Source organism: Candidatus Nomurabacteria bacterium (assembly GCA_020632395.1).
GTDB lineage: Bacteria > Patescibacteriota > Dojkabacteria > SC72 > JAHDCA01 > JACKFQ01.
Window position 1 is genome coordinate 145820 of the sequence record JACKFQ010000002.1, and the last position, 18806, is coordinate 164625.

The 18806-nt window shown below is 41.4% G+C and carries 18 protein-coding genes; 1 reads left to right on the top strand and 17 read right to left on the bottom strand.

Annotated features, from left to right (window positions below; translation table 11 throughout):
* Positions 1-11 precede the first annotated feature (11 nt).
* From rpsQ to H6763_02865, 13 genes are all read right to left on the bottom strand, one after another.
* Positions 12-269 carry a 30S ribosomal protein S17 gene (rpsQ, locus tag H6763_02805; protein MCB9803735.1) on the bottom strand — a complete coding sequence of 86 codons (258 nt, stop codon included), beginning with the start codon at positions 267-269 and terminating at the stop codon, positions 12-14.
* A 64-nt stretch (positions 270-333) separates the two neighbouring features.
* Positions 334-747 carry a 50S ribosomal protein L16 gene (rplP, locus tag H6763_02810; protein MCB9803736.1) on the bottom strand — a complete coding sequence of 138 codons (414 nt, stop codon included), beginning with the start codon at positions 745-747 and terminating at the stop codon, positions 334-336.
* A gap of 30 nt (positions 748-777) precedes the next feature.
* Positions 778-1422, bottom strand: a complete 645-nt coding sequence (rpsC, locus tag H6763_02815; GenBank protein ID MCB9803737.1) for a 30S ribosomal protein S3 — start codon at positions 1420-1422, stop codon at positions 778-780.
* A gap of 3 nt (positions 1423-1425) precedes the next feature.
* The gene (gene rplV, locus H6763_02820) at positions 1426-1773 is read right to left on the bottom strand and encodes a 50S ribosomal protein L22 (GenBank protein MCB9803738.1); all 348 of its coding nucleotides are present in this window, start codon (positions 1771-1773) and stop codon (positions 1426-1428) included.
* An 18-nt stretch (positions 1774-1791) separates the two neighbouring features.
* Entirely contained in the window at positions 1792-2094 is a 303-nt protein-coding gene (rpsS, locus tag H6763_02825) for a 30S ribosomal protein S19 (protein ID MCB9803739.1), read from the bottom strand.
* A gap of 17 nt (positions 2095-2111) precedes the next feature.
* Entirely contained in the window at positions 2112-2963 is an 852-nt protein-coding gene (rplB, locus tag H6763_02830; GenBank protein ID MCB9803740.1) for a 50S ribosomal protein L2, read from the bottom strand.
* A gap of 11 nt (positions 2964-2974) precedes the next feature.
* Entirely contained in the window at positions 2975-3262 is a 288-nt protein-coding gene (locus H6763_02835; GenBank protein ID MCB9803741.1) for a 50S ribosomal protein L23, read from the bottom strand.
* Positions 3259-3861 (bottom strand): 50S ribosomal protein L4, encoded by a 603-nt coding sequence (rplD, locus tag H6763_02840; protein ID MCB9803742.1) that lies wholly within the window; start codon positions 3859-3861, stop codon positions 3259-3261. Before rplD ends, H6763_02835 begins: the two co-directional genes overlap by 4 nt.
* 2 nt (positions 3862-3863) lie before the next feature.
* Positions 3864-4445 carry a 50S ribosomal protein L3 gene (gene rplC / locus H6763_02845; protein MCB9803743.1) on the bottom strand — a complete coding sequence of 194 codons (582 nt, stop codon included), beginning with the start codon at positions 4443-4445 and terminating at the stop codon, positions 3864-3866.
* Positions 4446-4523: 78 nt separating this feature from the next.
* Positions 4524-4835: a 30S ribosomal protein S10 gene (gene rpsJ / locus H6763_02850; protein MCB9803744.1), complete on the bottom strand. Its 312-nt coding sequence runs from the start codon at positions 4833-4835 to the stop codon at positions 4524-4526.
* Between the two features lie 72 nt (positions 4836-4907).
* Positions 4908-6080, bottom strand: coding sequence for an elongation factor Tu (gene tuf / locus H6763_02855; GenBank protein ID MCB9803745.1), 1173 nt, complete (start codon positions 6078-6080; stop codon positions 4908-4910).
* A gap of 436 nt (positions 6081-6516) precedes the next feature.
* Entirely contained in the window at positions 6517-8619 is a 2103-nt protein-coding gene (fusA, locus tag H6763_02860; GenBank protein MCB9803746.1) for an elongation factor G, read from the bottom strand.
* An 89-nt stretch (positions 8620-8708) separates the two neighbouring features.
* Positions 8709-10061, bottom strand: a complete 1353-nt coding sequence (locus H6763_02865) for a tetratricopeptide repeat protein (protein ID MCB9803747.1) — start codon at positions 10059-10061, stop codon at positions 8709-8711.
* 157 nt (positions 10062-10218) lie between these two features.
* On the opposite strand from H6763_02865, the gene H6763_02870 reads away from it, so the two are divergent.
* The gene (locus H6763_02870; GenBank protein MCB9803748.1) at positions 10219-11160 is read left to right on the top strand and encodes a G5 domain-containing protein; all 942 of its coding nucleotides are present in this window, start codon (positions 10219-10221) and stop codon (positions 11158-11160) included.
* Positions 11161-11181: 21 nt separating this feature from the next.
* On the opposite strand, the gene H6763_02875 is transcribed toward H6763_02870, so the two are convergent.
* The 4 genes from H6763_02875 to H6763_02890 all read right to left on the bottom strand — a co-directional run bounded on the left by H6763_02875 (position 11182) and on the right by H6763_02890 (position 18806).
* Positions 11182-13194, bottom strand: a complete 2013-nt coding sequence (locus H6763_02875; GenBank protein MCB9803749.1) for a UvrD-helicase domain-containing protein — start codon at positions 13192-13194, stop codon at positions 11182-11184.
* 134 nt (positions 13195-13328) lie between these two features.
* The gene (locus H6763_02880; protein MCB9803750.1) at positions 13329-14522 is read right to left on the bottom strand and encodes an SH3 domain-containing protein; all 1194 of its coding nucleotides are present in this window, start codon (positions 14520-14522) and stop codon (positions 13329-13331) included.
* Between the two features lie 57 nt (positions 14523-14579).
* The gene (locus H6763_02885) at positions 14580-15692 is read right to left on the bottom strand and encodes a hypothetical protein (protein ID MCB9803751.1); all 1113 of its coding nucleotides are present in this window, start codon (positions 15690-15692) and stop codon (positions 14580-14582) included.
* Positions 15693-15701: 9 nt separating this feature from the next.
* Positions 15702-18806 carry a hypothetical protein gene (locus tag H6763_02890; protein MCB9803752.1) on the bottom strand — a complete coding sequence of 1035 codons (3105 nt, stop codon included), beginning with the start codon at positions 18804-18806 and terminating at the stop codon, positions 15702-15704.

Sequence of the window (18806 nt, forward strand, 5' to 3'; positions counted from 1 at the left end):
AATTACTACCTTTATTTATCAAGTACTTTCACAACTACCCATCTTACGGTCTTTGAGTATGGTCTGGATTCTCTTATTACAACAGTATCACCTTCTACAACATTCATCTCATTATGTGCCATGAACGAATTTCTGCTCGATACGATCTTGTGATATACAGGATGTCTCACAGGTGCTTCTACAACTACCTTAACAGTATTTTGCATCTTAGTGCTGACAACTGTTCCTTGTAATTCTCTACCCTTATTTTTTCGTTGTTCCAAAGCCATGCTTAAAACCATAAAATTACGCTGAAGGATTCTATCAGTAATCCCTTTACTAATCAATAAAAAACTACAGTTCTGTTCTCGTGACCATCTTAGTCTTGATCGATAATTTGTGTGACGCCAATCTGAACGCCTCTTTTGCGATCGTTTCTGTGACCCCACCGATCTCGAACATAACCGTACCAGGCCTCACTACTGCAACATATCCCTGTACATCTCCTTTTCCGGCTTCCATTTTTGCATTAGTAGGCTTCGCAGTATATGATTTTTGAGGGAATATCTTGATCCATACCTTTCCTTTTCTCTTGATGTAACCTACGATAGCTCGCCTTGCAGATTCTATCTCTCTAGAGTTTATCCAACCTCTACCTGTTGCTTTAAGACCATAATCACCAAAGTCGACATTGTTGTTGGCCATTGCGACACCACCCATCTTGCCTCTAAACTCTTTTCTAAATTTTGTTTTCTTTGGTTGTAACATTTTTATTGTATCTTATTCATTTATTCGTAATTATCTGCTCTCAGTTTCTGCAGATTCTGGTCGGTATACCCATACTTTAATTCCAAACTTACCTAAATCGTGTGTTTCAGCAACATCTTTTGCAAAATCAATATTCGCTTTTAAAGTATGTAGAGGTACCGGACCATCATGATGTTTGATGGTTCTTGCTTGAGAAGCACCGTTGATCCTACCAGAAACCCAGATCCTGATACCCTTTGCTCCTGATGCCTTTGCTTTTTCGATCGCATTCATTGCTAATAATTTTGGAGGCATCCTCCTCAATAGACCACTTGCTATCTCAGCAGCGATAATACTTGCAGACATATCAGGTTTTTTAACTTCACTAACCTTTAATTCAATATTTGTATCAACTACTTTTTTCAATTTTTTAGTTATTGTTTCGATACCAGCGCCTCCACGCCCAATCGCTACACCAGGTCTTGCTACATATACATTTACTTCACAAGCTCCGACTGTCCTAGAGATCTCAACTCTGTCGATACCGGCAGCAGAGAGTTCTTTTCGAACAAGATCTCTGAGCTTCTTATCTTCATGTAGGAACTTAATATATTCGGGGCCCTGCTTATACCACCTAGATTTCCAGGTTTTACTGATCCCCATCCTCATTGCATTTGAATTGATCTTGTGTCCCATATCTTACTTCGACATCGAAACCTCTAAATTTAGGTTGGATCTTCTTTTGTTGATCTTATTAACTCTTGCTCTTGATGCGAACCTATATCTCTTGAGAGTAGGTGCTTCATCAACCGAGATATGAGTGATAATAAGTTTCTCCGGACTCCCCTCAAACTTCTCCTCTGCACTGCTCACAGCTGATTTTAGTGCTTTTGTAACAAATATTGCACCCTTCTTGTTAGTAAATCTCAATAGATCGAGAGCTTTTTGTACATTCATGCCACGAACCATATCAGCTACCAATCTCAATTTCAACGGAGATTGGGCTAAGTTCTTTGCTTTAATTTTTGTCTTTTTTATCTCGACCATGTTTATCTATCTATAAATCTATTCAAATCTACCAGAACTTCCATATACTTTCGCTAGTTTACCCTTCTTTGCATGCCCTTTGAACTTGCGTGTGAGTGAGAATTCACCAAGTTTATGACCAACCATAGACTCCAGAACCAATACCGGTTCATGAACCTTTCCATTATGTACACCAAATGTCAGTCCTACCATCTCAGGTGTGATAACAGATGATCTACTCCAAGTCTTAATTGGAGTTCTCTCTCCTGTATCTATAGCCTTTCGTACTTTCTTTAGTAACTTTGGATCTGTATATGGACCTTTTTTTGCTGACCTGGACATCCTGAATTATGTATAAGTTATTTCTTAGCGTGTGGTCTTGTCTTAGACCTTCTCCTCTTAATTATCATCTTCTCTGTTCTCTTATTTTTACGTGTTCTTGTTCCTACTTTATTACCCCATCTATCCTTTGCAGGACCACCGATAACACCTTTTCCTTCACCACCACCATGTGGGTGCTGAGCAGGATGCATCACTAAACCTCGTACCACTGGCCTCCAACCTAGATTTCGCTTCCTACCTGCCTTACCTAATTTTACATTCATATGATCTTCATTTCCTATCTGCCCTACAGTTGCCATAGATTCACCGTGTACCAATCTGATCTCTCCTGAAGGCATCTTTACCTGCATGTACTTACCTGTCGGATCAACACCCTGTACAACTATGGCCTGACCAGCTGCTCTACCATATGCAGCACCTCTACCAGGCTCTGCTTCGATACAATGAACCTCTGTACCGGATGGAATATTCTTTATTCTCATCGCATTCCCAATAAGTATATCAGCTTGCTCATCAGATACCACGCTGTCACCAACTTGCAATCCTCTAGGTGCAATTATAAATCTTCTATCTCCATCTGCGTACTTCAATAGTGCAAGATGTGCAGATCGATTAGGATCAAAGTAAAATCCTTCTACGACGGCAGGTACTCCGTACTTCTCTCTCTTCATATCTACATGTCTAACTCTTCTTTTCATCCCCCCCCCTCTATGTCTGATAGTAACTTTTCCCTGATTATTACGACCAGAGATCTTTCTCTTGTGAGAAGTAAGTTTTCTTGGAGGTCGCTTCTTTTCAAGATGAGACCTATCTTCCAATCTTGTACCTCTGAGTGTCTGAGTTGTAGGTTTGAATCTTTTAACTGCCATATCTAATGTCTCTAAATATTGAAGAACTCATCTATCTTATCTCCATCTTTCAATAACACGATCGCTTTTTTCATATCTGACTTTCTAAATTTCATATTCCTCTTCCAATCAGTCACAGACTTACCGGGCTTTACCACAGTATTTACCCTCAAGACCTTGACCTTATATTTCTCTTCTACCGCCTTACCGATCTCTATCTTGTTGCTTGTAGTAGGAACAAAGAAAGTATATTTATTCTGTTCATTTGCTAATGTATATGCTTTTTCTGATACTACTGGTAATAATTCCATGGCTTTCATTTCAAAATTCTATTAAATCTAGCTTCTATGCCTTCTACTGAGGCTGTATCAATAAGTAATCTCTTTCCTTGCATCGAGTTATAAGCATTCAACTCAGAATCTCTAACTACAGTCACATTCGCAAGATTTCTCAACGCCAGAACCACCTCATTTGATGATGTCACAACTACATATGTTTCCCTTGAATTCGTAAGTTCTGATCTATCAAGGTTAGTTGTATCCACAAACATAAGATCTTCACCTTTTAACCTAGCGGAGAGTACACATCCTAATGCAGCAAGCTTCATCTTTCGATTCATTCGCTTTGTCCACGTCCTCCCCGAAGGAGAAAATGTCACTCCACCCCCCACCCATAAAGGTGATCTAGTAGAACCATGTCTTGCACGTCCAGTACCCTTCTGTTTCCAAGGCTTTTTTCCTCCACCACTTACCTCTCCCTTACCTTTTGCAGACGCAGTTGCCTGCCTGAGATTGGATTGGTAGACAAGAACAGCCTGCGAAACAAGGTCGGCATTCATTGGTTTTGTCCAGATAGAGTCGTTCAACTTTACTGTCTTATCGGTTTCCTTCAATTTTGTGTCATATATTTTTACTTCCATATTTACTCCATGATAGTAACAGTGACCACATCCCCTCTACTTCCAGGAACGGCCCCAGATATTAACAGATAACCATCAGTTTTATCAACGATCTTCTTATTTTTTACAGTTGTTTTCTGCCCACCCATCCTTCCAGCCATTTTCTTACCTTTTAGAACTCTTCCAGGATCAGTACCTGCACCTATTGAGCCGGGTGCTCGCAATCTATCGGATTGACCATGTGTTTTAGGCCCTCCTGCAAATCCCCACCTTTTAACAACTCCAGCGAATCCTTTACCTTTAGACTGCCCAGTAACATCAACCTTAAGCCCCTTATCTACCTCATCAATGCTCACAGGATCACCCACTACCATTTCATTTTTACCACTTACCCAAGCCCTGTATCGCGGAACGAATCCAAGAGTCTTATATTTACCTTCGAGGGCTTTTCCAACTTTTTTCAATTTTCCGATGCCGATCTCATAACCTTGGTCGTCGGAATAGCTAACAACCGCACCATTTGTATCAAGTATAGTTACGGGTACCGACTTATCTCCATCGAATACTCTCGTCATTCCAGTTTTGATTCCCAATAATACTTTCATCTTTTGTATACTAAATAATTAGTTCCGACCCTGATCCCCAGGCACCTTATTAGATGCCAAGAGTCAATTTCGAACAACCTACTGGATCTCGATACCTACGCCCGCAGGCATCTGTAGATGCTGCAATGCCTCGATAGTCTTTGCAGTGGGTTCAATAATATCGATCAACCTTTTATGAGTTTTGATCTCAAAATGCTCCATAGAACTCTTATACACATGTGTTGACCTATTGACTGAATATCTTTTTGACCTAGTGGGTAGAGGGATAGGACCGGCAACTTTCGCACCTGTCCCAACAGCAGTCTCAATTATACTCTTTGCGGACTTATCGACCACAGTAGAGTCATAACCTCTAAGCTTTACTCTAATTTTTGAAGCAACCTGAGCCATGATAAAGAGCTATATTGTAAACTTATGGCACTAATAAGGTGGGTCTTTCGACCCACCTTTCAAACACTACTTTTATTCCACTACCTCTGTAACAACCCCATGCCCTACTGTTTGACCACCCTCTCGGATCGCAAACTTCATTCCTTTTTCTACTACTACTGGAGCGATCAGTTTGATATCAAACTGCACGTTATCTCCAGGGATTACCATCTCAACACCATCTGGAAGGGTTACCTCACCGGTAACATCAGCAGTTCTCATATAGAACTGTGGCTTATATCCAGATACAAATGGTGTGTGTCGACCACCCTCTTCTTTGCTAAGTACGTATACCTCTGCCTTGAAGTGGGTGTGGGTCTTAACTGAACCCGGTGCTGTAATAACCTGACCTCTTTCAACATCAGTTCTCTTGAATCCACGTAGAAGTATACCAGCATTATCACCTGCCTGACCTTCATTCATAGATTTATTGAACATCTCTACACCAGTAACAGCAGTCTTCTGATCTTTTCGACCCATACCTAATACATCAACGTTATCACCAACCTTGATGACTCCTCTTTCGATCCTACCAGTCACAACAGTTCCTCTACCCTCGATAGAGAACACATCTTCGATAGGCATCAAAAATGGCTGATCGATAGGTCTCTCAGGAAGAGGGATCACTTCATCTACCGTTTCCATCAATTTTCGAACCTCTGCCAAAGCAGCTTCATCTCCTTTTTCAGCCTTCAATGCATCGACCTCCACAACTGGTGCATTTGGATCATATCCATACTTCTCAAGTAACTCTGCAATATCAGCCTTGATCAACTCAAGGATCTCAGGATCAGCATCACCAAACTTATTGATACATACAACGATATGCTCAACACCAACCTGACGTGCAAGTAGTAGATGCTCTCTAGTCTGAGGCATAGCACCATCCGCAGAAGAGACTACGAGGATAGCACCGTCCATCTGTGCAGCACCTGTGATCATATTCTTAATATAGTCTTTGTGTCCCGGACAGTCGACGATCGCATAGTGCCTCTTTGCGGTCTCGACCTCTACATGAGCTACAGCAATTGTGATGCTTTTTGCTCTCGACTCAGGATCCTTATCCAACTTGTCGATCATTTTAGCAGCATCTTGGGAGTACGCATTGATAACACCTCGAAGAAGTGTTGTCTTTCCGTGATCCACGTGACCTAGCGTACCGACGTTCACGTGAGGCAAAGTCCTGTCATATGTACCTGCCATTATTTCGGATCTAATAAATAAGATATCTTTTATTCGCAATTATGCGTTTATACCAGATTTGGAGGTAGTAAACCAGGATAAACTCACAATAGCGAATATCGTGATGGATATTATCAGAAAGGATAGGAGTACGCAAGTATTTTGCCTATATTTATTACAATTCTTAAAAACCCTACTCCAAACTCGCACTTGAAACACTTAGATCGTATCTGAACGACCAACTTTCAAAGCGTGTTAGATCTTGCATTGCAGTACTTTAACGATGTCCTAACATCGACATTTGACCACATCGGGTTCTACTACACTATCTGTAGGATGTTCGATCAATTCCAACTCGAACAGTACAACACAGACCATCAGAACCCCAAGCTGAATTTTGTTGCCTAAAAAAACTCGGGAGGAATAGCCCTCCCGAGTTACTAATTCAGTATGTTACAGATCAATCCTCCTTTTTACCGCTTGCGATCTCTTCTGCAATACTCTTAGGTACCTGTGCATAATGTGACATTTCCATATTTGCAGAACCACGTCCACTAGTGATCGACCTTAATTCAGTTGTATAACCAAATAGCTCAGAAAGCGGTACCAATGCCTTGATGATATGTAGGTTGTGCTTAACCTCGGTCTGCTGGATCTCACCTCTCTTACTACTCAAAGAGCCAGTAACATCTCCTACATACTGCTCAGGGATAGTAACTTCGACGCGCATGACAGGCTCGAGTAGTACCGGACCAGCATTTCTACAACCCTCCTTGAAAGCCATACTACCAGCTACCTTAAATGCAGCCTCTGATGAGTCAACCTCGTGGTAAGAACCGTCATAGACAGAAACCTTCACATCTACGACAGGGTAACCAGCGACTACACCCGAGTGCATTGATTCCTCAACACCCTTTTGAATAGCAGGGATATATTCCCTAGGAATTGCACCCCCCTTGATCTCATTTACAAACTCAAAACCTTTTCCTGTTTCGTTAGGTTCCAACCTAAGCCAACAATCACCATACTGTCCCTTTCCTCCTGATTGCTTGACGTACCGACCTTCCTCTTCTCTAACCTGTGTGATCGTTTCTCGATATGCTACCTGTGGTTTACCTACGTTTGCCTCTACATTGAACTCACGCTTAAGCCGGTCAACAATTATCTCTAGATGTAGTTCTCCCATTCCAGAGATGATGGTCTGACTTGTTTCTTGATTAGATGAAACCCGGAATGTAGGATCTTCTTTGACCAATCTAGCTAGAGCCAATCCAAGCTTCTCCTCATCTGACTTGGTTTTAGGTTCGATCGCTTGTGAGATGACTGGTTCTGCAAATTGGATCTTCTCTAAGATGATAGGGTTAGCCTCAACACATAGCGTATCTCCTGTTATAGAGTCTTTTAACCCAACTATTGCACCGATATCCCCAGTAGCTAACTGATCTACCTCTTCTCTTTCATCAGCATGCATCAGAACTAGCCTTCCAACTCTTTCTCTAATTCCCTTAGTAGAATTATAAACATAAGTACCTGCCTGTATCTGCCCGGAATACACTCTGAAGTAAGATAGGTTTCCAACATGCGGATCATTTACTATCTTGAACACCAATGCAGAGAAGGGTTCATCATCCGATGCTTTTCTCTCGATCTCAGCTTCTGTCTTTGGGTGAATACCCTTTATAGCAGGAACATCGTTAGGAGAAGGCAGACAGTTCACAATGTAATCAAGTAGTTTCTTCGATGTAGCTGTTCTTGAGTCACCACCCATCACAGGGAAAATACTCCTGTTGATAGTACCTTTTCGTAATGCTGAAAGTAATTCGTCTGTACTGATCTCCTCACCTCCAAAGAATTTCTCCATTAACGTATCATCTTGCTCCACAAGTTTCTCTACTAGTTCTGCACGATATTCTGCAGCCTTTTCCTTTAGCTCATCAGGGATCTCACCTTGTACCATATCCAGATCCTCAACATTCTCATATGTATAGGATTTCATCTCGATAAGATCTACAAACCCTCTCAATTCATGCTCCCTACCGATCGGGAGGATCAATACAACTGCATTTGGACTCAATCTTTCCTTTATAGTTCGGATCGACATATCAAAGTCTCCACCGATCAGGTTCAACTTGTTTACGAAGCACATCCTGGGGACCTTATACTTGTCTGCCTGCCTCCATACGGTCTCTGACTGAGGTTCTACACCCATCTTGCCGTCAAAGATGACTACAGCACCATCCAGAACCCTCAGTGAGCGTTCCACCTCGGCGGTAAAGTCTACATGGCCAGGTGTATCGATAATATTGATACGATAGTCGGTTCCCCGATAATTCCAGAAACATGTGACAGCAGCAGACATAATAGTTATGCCCCTCTCCTTCTCTTGCTCCATGAAGTCTGTGGTTGCTTCTCCCTCATGAACCTCACCGATCTTATGCTTTTGTCCTGTAAAGAACAGAAGTCGCTCAGTAGTAGTGGTTTTACCTGCATCAATATGTGCAATTATTCCAATATTCCTGATACGATCCAAATCAAAGTCAACATTATACGAGATCTTTGCCATTTCAATACTTACAGAAAAATATTACATCGCATGGATTCTATAATTAGAAGCCGATGTTTGCAAGAGAAAACGGAATGAACAGTAAAGATCTAGATGAATCTCTTAGCTAGATCGCTTATCTCACCTTCAAGATCCCTATCTACAGCCTCTTCAAAAAACCTTTTAGCTTCAGCATCATCTTCAAGTACCCTTGCTCGGAGACCCTTGTAATATGCTGTAAGAGGAGGATCTTTGAATTCTTTTTCTAATATAGCGATCATATCATCTACGCCTGTCAGATCTTTTTCTACTAGAAGTCTATAGTCCAATACTGATCGGAGATATTCTTCTTTCTCAGAAGATCCTGCTGTGGTCATATCGAAACTTTCTACATAAACAGTATACTCCTCCCAATTTTCCCACGCAGAGTATACCCTCATAAAGAGTAGTTTTGTCCTGTTGCTCTCTGCGAAATCATCGATAATATCTAATGCTCTATTGAACTGTGCATCATCAACCAGTAAGGAGATGTACTCATCCAGGATCTCCAAACCTTCTGTGTCATCGCTAAATGCTATTGAGCGTTCATAGATCTCATATGCCGAGCTGGTTTGCCCAAGTACAGAATACGTTCGTGCCAGATACAGATATAGGACATTGTCATCAGATCCCAAGCTTATCGCTTTCTCAAATCTATTTAATGCTTCCTCGTATTCATCAAGGTCGTAGTATGCTCGTCCAAGATAGTAGAGTCCTTCCCAATAATTCTCCATACCTTCTTCAAATTTCCCCAATAAAGATCTTGCCAAAGCGGGATATCCGGAGAGTATAAAAGTTCGTGAGTTATTCACAACGGAATACAGATCAACATCATCGAGATCCTTATCAATATCGTTTGTGTAAAAAACCCAGAGTTGAGTTACATCAGCATTCAGTCCTTCTGGAATATCAGTGACAAACGTGGAGACCTGTTCTAATTGATCGGCTTGGATCGCCAACTGTGTAGCTAAGAGAGCTCTTGTTGGGTTTGGATCTTCACTATATGCTCTAGAAGCACTTTGAAATCCTTCGCTATAATCCATCCGAGCCTGCTGAGCTGTTGCGAGGATCTCGTATAAAGTCGCAGATTCAGGTGTTGTGATTCCTGTAGACACATCGGATATCAGCTCTGTAGCCTCTTTGTAGTAACCTTTCCTACCAAGGATATCTACGATACCTTTGTACGGATCAACTTCTGTCTGAGCGATCTCTGATGCATCAAGGTAGAGGCTCATGGCTTTTGAGTAGTTTCCCGCTTCAAATTCTGTACGTGCCTCTGTTAATGCAGATCTATAGGAGTCTTCATCAAAACGCCCTCTCTGCCAGATCAAAAGCACCAATCCGACAATAAGTAGTAATAGTAGGCCGAATAGTATCAGTAACAATTTTCGGTCCTTTATGAATTCTTGAAGTTTGCTATTCAAAATATCTCCTTAATGAACTATTATATTAGATAGTATTGGCATGGATGACAGTTTGTCAAATCTATGATACTATGCCACGGTTCCGTTGCTAAGTATCTGACGCTACTGTCATGAACCGGTTGTCCCGTAGCACGGAAATAACTTGTTCGTCCATTCAATGGAACGAAAGCTCCAAAAGAGCCTAAATAACAGCAGAAGATCTTTACGACTACTGGCATTTGGCCTCCTGTCTGGTTACCTGATCTTACCTGCGATCATCTTCATTTTAACATCCCATCCAGGGTTTGTTTCTGCAGAGGATAATCTCGTTATAAATGAACACTCCGAAGAACTCCTAATTCCTGAATGGATGAGATCCACAGATCATCCTCGATCGACCGATCAGATATTTGGTTACAACATCATCAAAGTTGAGACTGTAGATGGGATTTTCAACTTGTTTACTCCATACTCTTCTGTAGAAGATATATTGACTGATGCAGGGATCCAATTTGATGAGGATGACAAATTGAATGTATCTCCAAACGAAATCCTTGGTTCATCTGCATACATCAAATTAACCAAGATCGATTCAAATGAAGAATCCGTAGAATATCCTGTACCATTCAGTACAATCTTTGAGGAGGATCCAGAGCTTGAGGTTGGAAATGAGATATTGAAGCAAGAAGGTGTTGATGGGAAGAAAGTCGTTGTATACGAACATATCTTTGCTGACGGAGTGAAGGTTGACCAGAAGATCGCATCTGAGACGATCATCAAAGATCCTACACCTGAGATCATCATCAAAGGTACAAAACCACTTCCAATAATTCTCTATACTAGCAATACTTGTAACTATTGGGATGGGATCATTGATGAAAAAACTGCAGATCCAAACGAACGACTCTGGCTAAAAAGTGTGATGCGCTGTGAGTCTGGTTGTAACGCTGCAAACAATGGCCCACACAAAGGGCTATTTCAATTTCTACCTAGTACATTTGAGAGGTACGGAGGAGAGAATATCTTTGACGGAGCTGAACAGATAGATATCACATTGCGAATTTACCGACTCGGAGGTTCTGGACAGTGGCCATACTGTTCCTCTAGGGTCACTTTCTAGCACTCAACAAACTTTATCCACTTATATATTCCAACTGTAATATTCGCAGATATCCTGAGGTATCTCAGCTAGAAACCTAGACGGCATCTGGTCTGTGTATCCACCCATACTACTTCGAGACTCTGCAAATGTCAGCCACAACCTCTCCTTTGCTCTCGTGATACCTACATAACACAACCTTCTTTCTTCTTCTAATTCTTGTGGTTCTGTGAATGTTCTGGAGTGAGGTAATAATCCCTCCTCCATACCCACAATGAACACTGCAGGGAATTCCAGACCCTTGGAGGAGTGCAAGGTCATCAAAGTTACCGCTCCCTCAGAAAGATCCTTATTCGATTCTTCTTGAGCCTGCTCTATCAAAGCAATATCCTGCAAGAACACATTTAGTGACTTGTCTCCTTCTCGCTGAGCATAACTTGATGCTACTGTACGAAGTTCTTGTACATTCTCCCGTCTAGAATAACCAGCATCAGATCCATCATCCACATGATCAAGATACTTTACCCTGTCGATAACTTTATCAATTAGTGTCAGGACATCATTCTCGAGCGAAAAAAAGTACAGCGATCCGAAAATATCTACCACATTTGCATTCTTCATAACCTCCGACAGATGCTTATCTACAGCATCTATCGCTACCTGATCAAATCTCAGTTCATCTATTCTTCCAGTATCTAGTGCGTAAGAGATCACTAGTAGTTGTCCTAAGGACACACCCGCCTCTCGTGCCACTTTGACTAGATTAGCTACAGATTTTGGTCCCATTTTTCTACTTGGGACATTGATTATCCGATACAGACTCATATCGTCCTTTAGATTATTGAAAACTCTCAGGTAGCTAAGTAGATCTTTTATCTCCCGACGATCATAGAACCTAAATCCTCCGATCAGTTGATACCTAACTCCATTCTGCAAAAGAGCCTCCTCCAATACCCTCGATTGATAGTTTGTACGATAAAGGATGGCTATATCCCCAAGTTTAAATCCCTTCCTTTGCAAGGTGGATATCTCATCAACAACAAACTGAGCTTCGCCCTTCTCATCTCTTGCCTGATAAACAGTTATTGGTGATCCTTGCTCCTGAGATGTCCACAGACTTTTATCTATACGTTCATTGTTCTTCTGAATGACAGATACTGCAGCATGGATGATATTTGCTGTGGATCTATAGTTCTGCTCCAGCTTTACCGTTGTCACTTTCTTGAAATCTTTTTCGAAAGAGATGATATTTTTAATATCTGCCCCTCTCCATTTATATATGCTCTGGTCATCGTCACCTACTACACACAAGTTCTGGTGTCCATCAGACAGATGCCTGATCAGTTTGTATTGAACCTTGTTAGTATCTTGGTACTCATCAACGAGTATCTGATCGAACTTTTCTTGATATCTATCTCGGATATCTTTGTTCTTATCAAACATCTCAACGGTTTTATACAAAAGATCTGAAAAATCAACCGCATTCATCTCGATCAGTTGTTTCTGATAATCCGGGTATATCTGCGCTACAATATCCTCCACATATCCTACATAATGAAGAGAGTACTCATTTGGCCCTACCATATCGTTCTTTGCAGAACCTATCATAGATTGGATAACTCGGGGTTTGAACTGCTTGATGTCAATATTTGCCTGTAACATCAATTCCTTGACCAAATTTTCTGAATCGTCACTATCATAGATCGAGAAATTTGGTGATAGATCGACCTTCGATGCTTCCGAACGTAAAAATCTCGCACATATCGAATGAAATGTACCGATCATCGGACGAACTGAATAATCAAAACCTAACTGATCAAAGATAGTACGGATCCTTTCATTCATCTCCTCTGCTGCTTTCTTAGTGAACGTAACAGCCAAGATCTTATCTGCATTTACTCCGTGATTTGCGATAAGGTTGGCAATTCGATAGGTTATCACTCTGGTCTTGCCTGAGCCGGCACCTGCAAACACCAACAAGGGACCGTCTACATGTTCGACAGCCTTTTTCTGTTCGGGATTTAAATGTGTAAAGAAATCTGATAGATCAGACATTATTATTTAGTAAGGTGATAGCTGAAGCGCTACAGTTTATCCCATCCCCCACTGTGATGCAATGAAAGTAAGCAACCCTATAAGACATCTACTTGGAGAGTTTTGTTCTTAAGACGAAAATTACGGTATCAGCTTTACAATTTCTGTACATATTGACCAAAAACCCAACCTTCCTCTTCGCCATTCCATTTGATCTTGAACCACTGCCCATTTTCTTCTACAAGGACAAAAAGTTTACCTTCATCTACCTGTCCGAGAACTTGTCCACCTGTAGAAGGAAGTGACCGAACATTAAGATTACCAGTGGGAGTTTCCAAGATCTTTACGAGTTGAACATCTCCGGGTGTGACAGAAAAAGATACTGTAAAGGATGAGCCTGAAAGGTTCGGTTTTCCTAATCTTCTCAAAGCGAAATCTTGCTTGTAATCTCCAGGAACCAATGGTGCTTTCATATTGAACTTGACCTCATAATTTTCGTCTGGGAATAGGGTAACCTCTTCGATATGTGTTGGTGCGTCAAAACTATCCCATTCCTGATTAACAGAAAACTCACTATCTGTTCCGTCAGCAGTCACAACATAAACAAAATCATTGAAGGTGAACCATGGATTCTCCCCACTATTCTTAACATTTACTGTCACTTCAAAATCTTCACCTAATCCGATCTCTTTCTGATAGTCAACCTGACCTATAAATGCTGAGATCTCGTAATGATCCTCATTTGTATACCTTAATTGCGGAAGTAGTTGTTTTACTTCATCAGAAAATACTCCTGTACTTGATGAATAATTCAATTTTGATAATGTGCCAGATTCTTTAGATACTATATCCAGATCTACTGGTAGGACACCATTCTCGACTATTCCATACCGATATGAAAGATCCTCAATAAGTTCCTGTAAGGCTTCTCTTGCGGGAGTCGTAAGATCACTCCCGTTAGACATATACCCGATCAGTACAACCCCTTCGGGTGAATCTAATTCAGGGATCACACCAGGCCATCCACTTCGACCCTGATATACCTGACCGTCTCGATTCACTATGTAGTTGTATGGCAGGTCTGCCATCTCAAGCCTAGTGACATAGTAGTAATATAGCATCTTGTACCATAATTCCGGGTCATTCTCCAAATACTCTGGAGCACCTGCGATCTTGGTAATAAGTATCTTCTCAGGAAATGCATAAACCTCCTGCTCTTTGACATATAGTGCCTCATCAAGGCTCAGATCTTTACGTTCGATCAGAGAATACGCTCGAACAGATCCAGTGACTACACTAAAAAGGAGTGCGGAGATCGTAATTGTATAAAACAAACTTTTTCTATTCATGTATCTAATTCTATTAGTAAAAACCTACGATGTAAAATCGATCAGCATAAACCCTTATCATTCTGTAGTCAGATTGCCGGGAACATATACTAATTCAGGGTCTAATGCATTTGCATATATTATCAAAGGCACTACATACTGTTCTCCCTCATAGGTGATCGTCCCCCTACAATCCATTCTAAAAGCAGGTGCTAAGTTCTTTGTGGTAGCACGAATATAGTAATATACGACATCGATCGTACGAACTTTGCAACTATCAGGAGTTGGCATCTTATCGATATCACTTTGGGGAGGGGCATCACCCAAGAAACCACTAGCAGGATCATAAGGTTCACTTCCTATGGATGTCAGATCTAATCCAATTGGAGCAAGTTCGTTAATATCTTTTGGATAATCAGCCCTGTTTATGACACTTCCTAACAGATTGGGATCTATCAATGATACCTCTGTTCTCTCTCCTAACTCAAACAGGTAAACTTGCCCTTCTATCAGAGCTCCATCCTGTTCTATCACTATGTAATCCGTATACTCGTTAAATCCGGGATTTTGCACTTGTATCCCATCGATATTTCTATTCACCTCTATCCTATAAGTTTGCCCGGTCCTGGATATCCTTGCTTCTGAAAAATCAGCAGTTGATCCAAAATATTCCTTGATAAAATCCCTGAAAAAGTTGTCTAGCATATCAGTAGAAAGTACACCTCCATTATGAATGAGGTCCAATTCGACTGGCTGATCGAACCTGAAGAAGGTCTTATCTTGTATAGCATCATAATCAACTAACTGAAGAGTGTCCGAACTGCTTTTTTGCCATATATAGTAGATCTCATCAAATTGCTGTTTTGTCCAAAAAGCTTTGCCAATCTTTATCATGAACTGCTGTACAACGTCACTATGATTGAGATGTTGGATATCATAGACGTAATAACGATCCTCGCTAATATCGATCTTTGCTGTCAGATCTGGGTCGATACTGACTTTTGCCCCCTGATCGTAATTGAATTGCTGATCAACACCACCCGGAGGTAGAGGTTGATCTTTTGGTGAAAAGACAGAATTAACAAAAAGCAAGAACAGCAAAAGAAGCAATAGACCAACACCAAACAGGATCAACCGGCGTTTGTCAGCTAGTAATGATCCAATCATGTTGTTAGATCTATTAATTTCCATAATAATGTGTCAACAGCCTCTGATGCTACATCCCAGAGAATTATACCAATCCAAAGAGTTCACATAACCACCACCGGATTGCACCTCCAAATGATAGTGTGCACCAGTCCAACATTTACTTGTGGGTAAACCTGTACTAACCCTTGCGACAGGTGTTCCTTGAGTGACAGGTCCTAGACCTACTAGAGGTACAACGTGTAGTAGTGTGTAAACATTACCTTCAATGTCAGTAAATTCCAACTCTCCTCCACGGGATTGAGTTCCTGGTGACCATTCACAATCCTTATCAACAGCTATGGCTGTAACTTCGCCATTGTTCGGAGCCTTCCACACCCCTGCATTTGGAGATAGATCGATCGCATAAGTTCCCATCTTTGCATGTGAGAACCCACCAAATGGTCCTTGATTACATGTCGCACCAGCAGAGATAGGACATATCGATGTCAATGGTGGAGATCCAGCAGCAGGAGGATTAGTCCCACCACCTGGAGCTGGATTCAAGGTCGGGCCATCGTAGATCTCTACACCTAAAGGAGTCATATTTGCATGTGCGATCGTTTCATCTTCTACTAGTGCATCTGCCCAAAATACGAACAATCCCATGATTGCACATACACCCCAGACTGCTACAAGCATCATTGTCAGGATCGGTTTTGCGAGCTTGAAGATTGCCTCGGTACCAAGCCATGCGATGATAGAGATAACGATCCCACCCGGTACGACACCAATAAGTGTTGCTATTCCCTTGATAGCCATTTTGACCGCTGTGTTGATCACTTGACGTACACCTATAACACCTGCGATGTACTTATTTATCGCACTGGTCCAGAGTGGATCACTTGATAGCTTTTTGAGTATACCTAATACCCGACCACGGATCTTATTCAATCCAGGCCATCTACCCTGTCCCAATTCAATAAAATCACCAATATATTGCGATATGGATCTATAGACAAGCTCACCTTTATTATTTTTCCCGCGAATCTTACCTAAACGAAATAACCTGTCAGTGATCCATACATTTCTTTCAGATCTCTTTAAAATCGATTGCAGGGGTTTTGGTAGTGGACCACTCCCTTTCAAAGCTTTAATCACTCCTAAATAGTTGTTAGCAAGTACTTCCTTATTTAATGTTCCATCAGGATTGATCAATCCTCTGATCGCAGAGAATTTTGAGGGGTCAGAAAGGATGAAGCTTTCGAGATGTTTCTTTCTGTCAGTATAAAATGCTCTTTGGACAGCCCGTCTACGGCTCTCAGCGAGGAAATCAAAACCTTCTTGATTCCAAAAGAGTGTTTTGATAATACTACCGGGTGTCAAGTAATAAAGTGATGAGAGCCTAGCTGTGTGAACATTTATATCATCACGACCAAGAACGATCTTGTTGTTATATGAATATGTTTTACCATCTTTATTCACCATCTTATATTGGATATTTGCCAGTTGACCAGGTGCAGATGCTCCACTAGCATCAGTAAAAAATGCTGTTCCGTTGATCAATCCTCCTCCGAAACCACCTCTAAGGAATTGACTATTTAACATTCTGCCTGTCACTAACCAACTATTGAGTCGATTTCGTAATTCAGATCCAGGCACCATACTCAATTGATCCCCCATATTTTTTAACCTCAACATTTCAGCGGTTAACCTCCTTCTTTCAAAACGATCCTCGGTTCTGAGGATCTCGAATCGTAACCTAGAAATGTCAGCATTTATAAGTTCTTGAGCGCCTTCTCTTGCGAACTTCACATCATTTGGTTTAACATTGCCAATGTTAGGATTTCTCCAATAATCACCGCTTTTGTTCACTCTTTGCTGTTCTGCCCCATAAAGCTGAGAGAGTGTAGTTCTGTGTGTATTGAGGTCTTTACGATAATTCATGAGTTGTTTGAGTTCTCTTTCTTCTTCTGTTGTCCGTGTAGCCTTTGCCTGTAGCGCATCGATCTGAACAGAAACACCTTTGATATCCTCCGATAATGTGTCTAAACCACCTTTTATTGTTTCCCCTGCGTACTCACCATCACCTTTCATCCTTTCCCAACCAAGTGCTAGATTTGCAGCTCGTTGATGTTTTTCTCTTTCAGCCTGTGTTGTAGCTAATGAAGCATGCAGTGCTTCATTCTCCGCATATGTCAACCTATATCCTGATATCCCATCTCCATAAGTACCACTTCTCTGAATCTCTTTCTGATACTGCTCCATGAGTGCATCTACCCTGATCATTGCGTCTGGAGATGTACCGAGATCTGTTATAAGATTGCTACGTACTTCTGCTAATGCACGATTGTACTGAGAGTTTGGATCTGATGTGTCTCTCCATGGATTTCCTTTTTCATCACCAATATCAGCGCCATAAAGTTTTGATCCTCTCGCGGTTCTACTTTTTCTAATGGCTGCTTCTAAGCGTTTTCTGTCTTGAGTGATCTGATCTTTGCTATTTTCCACCAACTCTTGGACACGACTAGCAAAAGCCTTTGTGTTCTTATCCAAACCTTCAGACTCCGCAATCTTCTTCGCCACCTCCATATTTGCCTTGATAGCGGTATTCTCTGCAAGAAGCCTCTTATGTGTCTCCTCCATACCCGTACTGTACGACATGTTCGCTGCACTACCGAAATCCATAGCTTCCTTCATGGACATCCCAGTCTTTAGACCAATACCTACAGCTAAAGCAGCATCCAGAGCGGCAGCTGCACCGGTAAGTCTAGCCATCTTGCTATCTTGCTTAGCTCCCTCGAGCAGTTTATCCACAAACTTATTCGGATCTGAAAATGCTTTGCCTATTTCACTACCTCGGATCCTAAACCTTGAGGCATCTGGATCACGAGTTCGAACTTTTTTTTCTTGAATTTCATCCCGATCTAACCTGAAATCTACAAAGTTCACAGATTTCAGGAATGTTTCTGAAAGAGAGTTGATCGCAGCATCGTTAGCAACGATCCCTGGGTTCATGGCTAGCTCTGCTAGAGCTCGAGTAAAATCATCAGTATTGTTGAGACCTGTCGGGCGTCGTCTTAGCGGTTTGCTTGTACTTTTGTTATTTGCAAAGATGAAGTCAAAGATCGACCCTAAGGCACTATCATAACCTTCATTCTTTTTCCTAGGCTTTGGCAT

What these genes read in the sequence shown, in the direction of transcription:
- rpsQ (MCB9803735.1), bottom strand. Translation starts at nt 269, where the DNA reads ATGGCTTTGGAACAACGAAAAAATAAGGGTAGAGAATTACAAGGAACA.
- rplP (MCB9803736.1), bottom strand. Translation starts at nt 747, where the DNA reads ATGTTACAACCAAAGAAAACAAAATTTAGAAAAGAGTTTAGAGGCAAG.
- rpsC (MCB9803737.1), bottom strand. Translation starts at nt 1,422, where the DNA reads ATGGGACACAAGATCAATTCAAATGCAATGAGGATGGGGATCAGTAAA.
- rplV (MCB9803738.1), bottom strand. Translation starts at nt 1,773, where the DNA reads ATGGTCGAGATAAAAAAGACAAAAATTAAAGCAAAGAACTTAGCCCAA.
- rpsS (MCB9803739.1), bottom strand. Translation starts at nt 2,094, where the DNA reads ATGTCCAGGTCAGCAAAAAAAGGTCCATATACAGATCCAAAGTTACTA.
- rplB (MCB9803740.1), bottom strand. Translation starts at nt 2,963, where the DNA reads ATGGCAGTTAAAAGATTCAAACCTACAACTCAGACACTCAGAGGTACA.
- H6763_02835 (MCB9803741.1), bottom strand. Translation starts at nt 3,262, where the DNA reads ATGAAAGCCATGGAATTATTACCAGTAGTATCAGAAAAAGCATATACA.
- rplD (MCB9803742.1), bottom strand. Translation starts at nt 3,861, where the DNA reads ATGGAAGTAAAAATATATGACACAAAATTGAAGGAAACCGATAAGACA.
- rplC (MCB9803743.1), bottom strand. Translation starts at nt 4,445, where the DNA reads ATGAAAGTATTATTGGGAATCAAAACTGGAATGACGAGAGTATTCGAT.
- rpsJ (MCB9803744.1), bottom strand. Translation starts at nt 4,835, where the DNA reads ATGGCTCAGGTTGCTTCAAAAATTAGAGTAAAGCTTAGAGGTTATGAC.
- fusA (MCB9803746.1), bottom strand. Translation starts at nt 8,619, where the DNA reads ATGGCAAAGATCTCGTATAATGTTGACTTTGATTTGGATCGTATCAGG.
- H6763_02870 (MCB9803748.1), top strand. Translation starts at nt 10,219, where the DNA reads ATGGAACGAAAGCTCCAAAAGAGCCTAAATAACAGCAGAAGATCTTTA.
- H6763_02875 (MCB9803749.1), bottom strand. Translation starts at nt 13,194, where the DNA reads ATGTCTGATCTATCAGATTTCTTTACACATTTAAATCCCGAACAGAAA.
- H6763_02880 (MCB9803750.1), bottom strand. Translation starts at nt 14,522, where the DNA reads ATGAATAGAAAAAGTTTGTTTTATACAATTACGATCTCCGCACTCCTT.
- H6763_02885 (MCB9803751.1), bottom strand. Translation starts at nt 15,692, where the DNA reads ATGGAAATTAATAGATCTAACAACATGATTGGATCATTACTAGCTGAC.
- H6763_02890 (MCB9803752.1), bottom strand. Translation starts at nt 18,806, where the DNA reads ATGCCAAAGCCTAGGAAAAAGAATGAAGGTTATGATAGTGCCTTAGGG.